The sequence below is a fragment of the Micromonospora sp. NPDC049060 genome (genome assembly GCF_040649055.1).
In the GTDB taxonomy this organism is placed as follows: Bacteria; Actinomycetota; Actinomycetes; order Mycobacteriales; family Micromonosporaceae; genus Micromonospora; species Micromonospora reichwaldensis.
The window spans coordinates 1-8,690 of record NZ_JBEZEV010000146.1; the positions used below are offsets into that span (position 1 = coordinate 1).

7 protein-coding genes are annotated in these 8,690 nt (G+C 71.9%); 3 read left to right on the plus strand and 4 right to left on the minus strand.

What is annotated here, in order from left to right; translation table 11 throughout:
- Window positions 1–185 precede the first annotated feature (185 nt).
- Window positions 186–575: a globin gene (locus AB0B83_RS29465; RefSeq protein ID WP_357580905.1), complete on the plus strand. Its 390-nt coding sequence runs from the start codon at window positions 186–188 to the stop codon at window positions 573–575.
- An 88-nt stretch (window positions 576–663) separates the two neighbouring features.
- Here the strand turns inward: AB0B83_RS29465 and AB0B83_RS29470 are convergent, their stop codons facing one another.
- From AB0B83_RS29470 to ettA, 4 genes are all read right to left on the minus strand, one after another.
- A complete protein-coding gene (locus tag AB0B83_RS29470) occupies window positions 664–1,251 on the minus strand; it encodes a YbjN domain-containing protein (protein WP_088998782.1) in 588 nt (195 codons plus the stop codon).
- Window positions 1,252–1,400: 149 nt separating this feature from the next.
- Window positions 1,401–2,054 (minus strand): hypothetical protein, encoded by a 654-nt coding sequence (locus AB0B83_RS29475; protein WP_357580908.1) that lies wholly within the window; start codon window positions 2,052–2,054, stop codon window positions 1,401–1,403.
- Between the two features lie 68 nt (window positions 2,055–2,122).
- Complete coding sequence (locus tag AB0B83_RS29480) at window positions 2,123–2,569, minus strand: thioesterase family protein (RefSeq protein ID WP_132239327.1); 447 nt, start codon at window positions 2,567–2,569, stop codon at window positions 2,123–2,125.
- 21 nt (window positions 2,570–2,590) lie between these two features.
- Entirely contained in the window at window positions 2,591–4,267 is a 1,677-nt protein-coding gene (gene ettA / locus AB0B83_RS29485; RefSeq protein WP_311414377.1) for an energy-dependent translational throttle protein EttA, read from the minus strand.
- Window positions 4,268–4,598: 331 nt separating this feature from the next.
- Here ettA and AB0B83_RS29490 point away from each other — a divergent pair, with 331 nt between their 5' ends.
- Together AB0B83_RS29490 and otsB are read left to right on the plus strand one after the other, a co-directional pair.
- A complete protein-coding gene (locus AB0B83_RS29490; RefSeq protein ID WP_357580906.1) occupies window positions 4,599–5,999 on the plus strand; it encodes a trehalose-6-phosphate synthase in 1,401 nt (466 codons plus the stop codon).
- Window positions 5,996–8,599: a trehalose-phosphatase gene (gene otsB, locus AB0B83_RS29495; protein ID WP_357580907.1), complete on the plus strand. Its 2,604-nt coding sequence runs from the start codon at window positions 5,996–5,998 to the stop codon at window positions 8,597–8,599. Before AB0B83_RS29490 ends, otsB begins: the two co-directional genes overlap by 4 nt.
- The last annotated feature ends 91 nt before the right edge of the window (window positions 8,600–8,690 follow it).

Here is an 8,690-nt window from a genome sequence, read left to right on the forward strand (position 1 = left end):
GGGGCGGCCCGCGGAGGAGCGGTCCGGCGGGCCGGCGGCCCGTTGGGCGGTCGCCCCGGCGAGGCGGGACGGCGGCGGCACGCGGTGACCCGACCCACAGCCGGCACCCCCCGCTCGCCCGACATGGCACCTGGCAGGATGGAACGGTGAATGCCGCAGGTGAGTCCGACCGTCCCGGTGCGTCGATGACCCTCTTCGAAGCGGTCGGCGGCGAGCCCACATTCCGCAAGCTGGTGGACGAGTTCTACGCCGGGGTCGCCGACGACCCGCTGCTGCGCCCCATGTATCCGGAGGAGGACCTGGGCCCGGCCGCGGACCGGTTGGCCCTGTTCCTCATGCAGTACTGGGGCGGCCCCAACACGTACTCGGCGCAACGGGGGCACCCGCGACTGCGGATGCGCCACGCGCCCTACCGGATCGGCGCCGCCGAGCGGGACGCGTGGCTGCTGCACATGCGCCGCGCAGTGGACCGGCTCGACCTGCCGCCGGAGATCGCCACCGCGCTGTGGGACTACCTGGAGCGGGCCGCCTACTTCATGGTCAACGCGATGGAGGACCCGGCGGGGCCGGCCTGACCGGGCCGACCCTCGGGTGCCCGGCGGGTGCCGGGCCGTCCGTCGGCGTTCGCCCGGGCACCGGATCGCCCGGCGGGCGTCCGGTGCCTCAGAGCAGGGCGCCCTCGTCGTGCAGCCAGTCCACGAAGCTGGTGGCGACCGCCGCGCCGCAGTCGAGCATCTCGACCAGCAGCGCGTCGTGCGCCCCGGCACCGAACGGCACCTGCAACTCCGCGTAGATCGGCAGCTGGCCGCGCTCGGTCGGGTCGCCGATGTAGGCCTTGCAGAAGCGGCGGGTGTGGTTCCACTCGTTGACCACGCGGTAGGCGCGGTCGGCCCAGTCCGGCGGCACCGTCGCGTGTGGACGGGCCCGCATCACCAGGATCTCGTCCTCCGGACCCTCCAGTGTGACCAGCACGGCGTGCCGCTCCCACATGGCCAGCAGGTTGCCGTCGCCGTCGGCCAGGTAGCGCACGTCGAGCATGTCGAGTGCGTCGCAGACGCGGCGTAGGGTGACCGGCTCGACCGTGGCGGGCATGTCCGCGATCACGGCTCGCTCCGTCGGCGGGCAGTCGTCTCCCGGCTGACGGGGGGTCGGTGGTCCGACCCGGACGGTGCTCTCCACTGTGACCCCGCTCCGCCTTTCCGGGTCGCCGCCGCCGTTGGCGGGACCGGGGCGCCATGACCACCACGGCATCGCTCGCGCACCTCACTCCCCAGCGGATCCACTCGCCTACGTTGCGTTGGATCCGAGGATGGACGGTACCCGGACAGCCGGGTTGAAGCACCCCCCCAACGGCAGCCCCAGGACAGAAGAATGACCGAGGGTCAGCCGAACGGATGAATTCAGAGGGGCCGCACGGCAAGTTCGGTGGCCTTCTGCGACCATATCGCTCCGTACGGTCCCACCAGGCCGACCCATCGACCAACCGTTCGCACCTGGACGTCGCCCCCGCCGACCGTCCCGGCCGACCCCTCGGCGGGTCCCAGGAAGCCCATCCGGATCAACCCCTGGACCATCCGCTGGGTCACCTCGACCGGCTCGCCCGGCGGGTCCTCGGGGGTGACCACCACGGGCACGTGGTCGAGCAGCGCGTCCCGCAGCGCCCGCTGCCCCACCGCACGCCCGCCGACGCCGTGGGTGCTGGCGTCGCGCAGGGCTCCCGCCGCCGCCGCCGCGATCCGCCGCAGCTCCACGCCCGGCAGCGTCTCCACCCGGCGGCTCGCCGCGGGCGGCAGCGGCCACCGCCACCGCTCGTCCCGCCGCGTCGGCAGGGCCGCACCGTTCGCCGCCAGCTCGGCCAGCAACTCGCGGGCCGGGACCGTGGCGTCGCCGGGGCCGTCGCCGGCCACCGTGCGGACGACCAGCACGCCCCACGGCAGACGCCCCCAGAGGGCCGTACGGCCCGTCGCGCCGGCCGACCTGAGCCGGACCGGCGCGTCGCCGTCCAGCCGGACGAGACGGGCCAGGAAGGCCCCCGCGTCGGCCGCGTCGGCGATCCCGTGCCCGCCGGCGACCGTCCCGCCGCCACCGGCCCCCGCCGGGGCGAGGGGCCCGCCGGCCGCCGTCACGCCACCCCGCCCTGCGGCGCGTACGTGAGCAGGAACGTCCGCTCCTCCGGGGTGATCCGCCGGGGCCGCTGCCGGGTCAGGTCGAACGGCACCAGCACCGAACGGGCCCGGCTGGCCAGCACCTCGCCGTCGAAGAGCTCGTAGGCGACGGTGAACGACGCGCCCCGGATCTCCTCCACCCACAGCTCGATGCGCACGGTGGGGGCGGCCTCCGCGGTGGCCCGGCCGAGGGCGTACTCGACCGGGCGCACGTAGTCGATCTCGTGCCGACTGATCACGACGCCGTCGGCGAACGAGCCCACCCCCCACGCCCGGCCGCCGGCGAACATCAACGCCACCCGCGCCTCCTCGTAGAGGGTGAGGAAGCGCGAGTTGTTGATGTGGCCGTACGCGTCCAGGTCGGACCACCGCAGGGTGCAGTGGTAGACGAAGCGGTCGCTCATGATCGGCTGCGGTCCGCGCGCTCAGTCACGGGTCAGCTTGCGGTAGGTCACCCGGTGCGGGCGGGCCGCCTCCGCGCCGAGCCGGTCGATCTTGTTCTTCTCGTACGCCTCGAAGTTGCCCTCGAACCAGAACCACTTGGCGGGGTTCTCGTCGTCGCCCTCCCAGGCCAGGATGTGCGTGGAGACCCGGTCGAGGAACATCCGGTCGTGGGAGATGACCACGGCGCAGCCGGGGAACTCCAGCAGCGCGTTCTCCAGGCTGGAGAGGGTCTCGACGTCCAGGTCGTTGGTCGGCTCGTCGAGCAGGATCACGTTGCCGCCGATCTTCAGCGTCAGCGCGAGGTTGAGCCGGTTGCGCTCGCCGCCGGAGAGCACCTTGGTCGGCTTCTGCTGGTCCGGCCCCTTGAATCCGAACGCCGCGATGTACGCCCGCGACGGCATCTCGACCTTGCCCACCATGAGGTAGTCCAGGCCGTCGGAGACGACCTCCCAGACGCTCTTGTCGCCGTCGAGGCCCTGCCGGTTCTGGTCGACGTACGACAGCGAGACGGTGGGGCCGACCCGGACCTCGCCGCCGGTCGGCTGCTCCAGCCCGACGATGGTCTTGAACAGCGTGGTCTTGCCGACGCCGTTGGGGCCGATGATGCCGACGATGCCGTTGCGCGGCAGCGAGAACGACAGGTTGTCGATCAACAGCCGGTCGCCGAAGCCCTTGCTGAGGTTCTGCGCCTCGATCACCGTGTTGCCCAGGCGCGGGCCCGGCGGGATCTGGATCTCCTCGAAGTCGAGCTTGCGGGTCTTCTCCGCCTCGTTGGCCATCTCGTCGTAGCGGTCGAGTCGGGCCTTGGACTTGGTCTGCCGCGCCTTGGCGTTGGAGCGGACCCACTCCAGTTCCTCGGTGAGCCGCTTCTTCATCTTGGCGTCGCGGCGGCCCTCGACGGCCAGCCGGGCCGCCTTCTTCTCCAGGTAGGTGGAGTAGTTGCCCTCGTAGCCGATGGCCCGGCCGCGGTCCAGCTCGAGGATCCAGCCGGCCACCTTGTCCAGGAAGTACCGGTCGTGGGTGATCGCCATGACGGTGCCGGCGTACTTGGCCAGGTGCTGCTCCAGCCAGGAGACGCTCTCCGCGTCCAGGTGGTTGGTGGGCTCGTCGAGCAGCAGCAGGTCGGGCGCCTCCAGCAGCAGCTTGCACAGCGCCACCCGGCGGCGCTCACCACCGGAGAGCTGGGTGACGTCGGCGTCCGGCGGCGGGCAGCGCAGCGCGTCCATCGCCAGTTCGAGCTTGGAGTCGATGTCCCACGCGTCGAGGTGGTCCAACTCCTCCTGGAGCCGGCCCATCTCCTCCATCAGCTCGTCGGAGTAGTCGGTGGCCATCTGCTCGGCGATCTTGTTGAACCGCTCCAGCTTGGCCTTGGTCTCGGCGACCGCCTCCTCGACGTTGCCGAGCACGGTCTTGGCGTCGTTGAGCGGGGGCTCCTGGGCGAGCATGCCGACGGTGTAGCCGGGCATCAGCCGGGCCTCGCCGTTGCTCGGCTTGTCCAGCCCTGCCATGATCTTGAGGAGGCTGGACTTGCCGGCGCCGTTGGGGCCGACCACACCGATCTTGGCCCCCGGCAGGAAGCTCAGCGTCACGTTGTCGAGCACGACCTTGTCGCCGTGCGCCTTGCGCGCCTTTTCCAGGACGTAGATGTACTGGGCCACGGTGCGGGCTACCTCCGTAGGGTTGCGACTGAGTCGGCGGGCGCGGGCGCGGGCTTCGACCTCCGCCCGCCGCCGCCGGCCGGTGGCCGGCCGCACGCACGCCATCCTCAATCCTGACAGGTACGCGGCGTCGCGCCCACATCACCCCGCCCCCGAAGCTCCGGACGCGTCGCGCCACCCCTGCTTCCGAGCAGGGGTATCGACAAGATCACGCCAAGGGTTGGACCATCGTGGGAAGGGTAGGTGACTCCGGCACGGGGCCCCAGAAGCCGCAGCTACGCTCAGTACGCTCATTCGCGGTTGACCCGTCAGCACCCGGAGGTGGCCGAACGTGACCGTCCGCAGCTCCTTTGTCGTAGTGGCGAACCGGCTACCCGTCGACGAGGTGAGCACCCCCGAAGGACGGCAGTGGCGTCGCAGCCCCGGGGGGCTGGTGACCGCACTGCACCCCGTCCTCGCCGAGCACCAGGGCACCTGGGTCGGCTGGGCCGGCGGCACCGGCGCCGCCCCCGAGCCCTTCGACCTGGAGGGCATCCGGCTGCACCCGGTGCCGCTGAGCGCGGAGGAGCTGGAGCGCTACTACGAGGGCCAGTCCAACGCGACGATCTGGCCGCTCTACCACGACGCGGTGGAGACGCCCGCCTACAAGCGCCGCTGGCGTGAGGCGTACCGCCTGGTCAACGCCCGCTTCGCGGAGGCCGCGGCGGAGGTCGCGGCCGAGGGGGCGACGGTCTGGGTGCAGGACTACCAGCTCCAGCTCGTCCCGGCGATGCTCCGCGAGCTGCGGCCCGACCTGCGGATCGGCTTCTTCCTGCACATCCCGTTCCCGCCCATCGAGCTGTTCATGCAGATGCCGTTCCGCACCGAGATCCTGCGCGGCCTGCTCGGCGCCGACCTGGTCGGGTTCCAGCAGCGCCTCGCCGCGCAGAACTTCGTCCGGCTGGCCCGGCACCTGCTCGGGCTGCGCTACGAGGGGCAGATGATCCAGGTCGACGGGCGCCAGGTGAAGGCCGGCGCGTTCCCGATCTCCATCGACACGAAGGAGATGGAGCGGCTGGCCGCCGACCCGGCGATCCAGGCCCGGGCGAAGGAGATCCGCGAGGAGCTGGGCAACCCGAAGACGATCATCCTGGGCGTCGACCGGCTCGACTACACCAAGGGCATCGAGTTGCGGCTCAAGGCCTTCCGCGAACTGCTGGCTGACGGAAAGTTGACAGTTCCCGACGCGGTCATGGTGCAGGTCGCCACGCCCAGCCGTGAGCGCGTGGAGCACTACCAGGCACTACGCGTGAAGGTGGAGCGGGAGGTCGGCCGGATTAATGGCGAATTCGGCAGGGTCGGCGTGCCGGCGGTGCATTATCTGCATCAGTCGTACAGTCGCACTGAACTCGCCGCGATGTACGCCGCCGCCGACGTGATGATGGTGACCCCGCTGCGAGACGGAATGAACCTGGTAGCCAAGGAGTACGTCGCATCGCGCGCCGACCAGGGCGGTGCACTCGTGCTCAGCGAGTTCGCCGGCGCCGCCACCGAGCTGCGTCAGGCGTTCCTGTGTAACCCGCACGACCCTGACGCGGTCAAGGACGCCCTGCTGAGGGCCGTGCACGTCGAGAAGCCGGAGGCACGCCGCAGAATGCGGACAATGCAACGCCATCTTCGCACCCACGACGTGGGGCACTGGGCGAAGTCCTTCCTCACCGAGCTCGGTGTGCCTCAACCGGAGGACGCGTGAACGCCGCCAGCGAGATCGTCACCCCGGCGGCCGGCACGATGGACCCGGAACTGCGGGCGGCCATCGGCCGCATCGCCCGGGTACCCCAGCTTCTGATCGCCTGCGACTACGACGGCACCCTGGCGCCGATCGTGGAGGACCCGAGCAAGGCCGTGCCGCTGCCGGAGTCGGTGGCGGCCGTCCGGGCGCTGGCCGCCCTGCCCCAGACCACCGTGGCGGTGGTCTCCGGGCGGGCCCTGCGCGACCTGGCCGCCCTCTCCCGGCTGCCCAGCGAGGTCCACCTCGTCGGCAGCCACGGCTCCGAGTTCGACATCGGCTTCGTCGAGCGGCTCTCCCCCGAGCTGATCGCGGTCCGCACCCGGCTGCGCGACGCCCTGCGCGAGATCGCCTCGGCCCACCCGGGCATCCGGCTGGAGCGCAAGCCGGCGAGCGTCGCGGTGCACACCCGCGGGGTGGCCCCCGAGATCGCGGCTGCCGCCATCGAGGCGGTCCGCAGCGGCCCCGCCACCTGGGACGACGTCACGGTCACCCAGGGCAAGGAGGTCATCGAGCTGTCGGTGGTCGCCACGCACAAGGGCACGGCCGTCGACCAGCTGCGCACCCAGCTCTCCGCCAGCGCGGTGCTCTTCATCGGCGACGACGTCACCGACGAGAACGCCTTCGGCAACCTGCACGGGCCGGACGTCGGCATCAAGATCGGCCCCGGCGACACCCGGGCCGGCTACCGGGTCGCCGAGCCGATCGAGGCCGCCCGCGCCCTCGGCCTGCTGCTGGAGACCCGGCGGCACTGGCTCTTCGGCGAGCGCGCGGTGCCCATCGAGCGGCACTCGATGCTGGCCAACGGGCGGACCGTGGCCCTGCTCACCCCCGAGGCCAAGGTCACCTGGCTCTGCCACCCCAAGCCGGACTCGGCGGCGATCTTCGCCGACCTGGTCGGCGGCAGCCCCGCCGGGCACTTCAGCGTGGCCCCGGAACGCGGGGGCATCCCGCTCGGGCAGCGCTACCGCTCGGGGACGATGACCGTCGAGACCCGGTGGTCGGGTCTGACCGTCACCGACTGGCTGGACAAGCCGGCCCGGGAGACCACGCCGGACGGCCCGGCCGTCGTGACCGGCGACTCGACAATGGTCCGGGTGCTCACCGGCTCGGGCCGGGCCCGCCTGGAGTTCGCGCCCCGGCCCGAGTTCGGTCAGGTCGCGGTGCAGTTGCAGCCGGTCGGCGACGGCCTGCTGGTGCTCGGCTCCAACGAGCCGGTCGCGCTCTACTCGCCCGGGGTCGAGTGGCAGGTCACCAACGACGGCGGCTACGAGACGGCCAAGGCGGTCGTCGACCTCTCCGCCTCCGGTGGGCAGGTCGTGCTGGAGCTGCGCTTCGGCACGCACAGCCTGGAACACCACCGGATGTCGGTCCACGAGCGGCAGGCCCTGGCCGAGCAGCCCTGGAAGGACTGGGTGGCCACCCTGCGGCTGCCGAGCACCGCCCGGGACCTGGTGGTCCGCAGCGCGCTGACCCTGCGCGGGCTCTGCCACGAGGCCACCGGCTCGATCCTGGCCGCCGCGACCACCTCGCTGCCGGAGGAGCTGGGCGGCGTCCGCAACTGGGACTACCGCTACTGCTGGCTGCGGGACGCGGCGATGACCGCGCGGTCCCTGGTCGACCTGGGCTCGATCGAGGAGGCCGAGGCGCTGCTGCGCTGGGTCGACGGGTGCATCGAGCGCACCGGCGGGCACCCGGAGCGGCTGCACCCGCTCTACACGGTGGACGGCTACGAGCTGGGCGCCGAGGCGGTCATCGACACCCTGCCCGGTTACGCCGGCTCCCGGCCCGTCCGGGTCGGCAACCTCGCCAACCACCAGCTCCAGCTCGACGTCTTCGGCCCGATCGCGGACCTGATCGCGGCCGTGGCCGACGCCCGCGGCTCCGTCCGCGAGGACGAGTGGCGGGTGCTCGACAACATGGTCGAGGCGGTCCGCCGCCGCTGGCACGAGCCCGACCACGGCATCTGGGAGGCCCGCCTCCCCCCACGGCACCACATCTTCTCGAAGGTGATGTGCTGGATGACCGTCGACCGGGCGCTGCACGTCATGCGCCAGCACGGCGGCGAGGACCGGCCGGAGTGGGTGGAGCTGCGCGACCGCATCGGCGCCAACGTGCTGGAGTACGGCTGGCACGAGACCGTCGAGGCCTACAGCGTGGCGTACGGGGACGAGGACATGGACGCCTCGTCGCTGTGGATCGGGCTCTCCGGCCTGCTCCCCGGCGACGACCCGCGCTTCCTCTCCACCGTCCTGCGGATCGAGGCGGATCTGCGCAGCGGCCCGGTCGTCTACCGCTACCACTGGGATGACGGCCTGCCCGGGCGGGAGGGCGGCTTCCACATCTGCACGGCGTGGCTCATCGAGGCGTACCTGCGCACCGGGCGGCGTACCGACGCCGAGGAGCTGTTCTCGCAGATGGTGGACACCGCCGGCCCGACCGGCCTGCTGCCCGAGCAGTACGACCCGATGGCCGAGCGCGGGCTGGGCAACCACCCGCAGGCCTACAGCCACCTCGGCCTGATCCGCTGCGCCCTGCTGCTGGACAACATGCTCAAGCAGTGACCTGACATCGTCTCGGGCAGCATCGTCACGTCCAGCCGGGGCACCAGGATGTCCCGCAGCGTCCGGCCGGCGATGTCGAACGCGCCGGTGA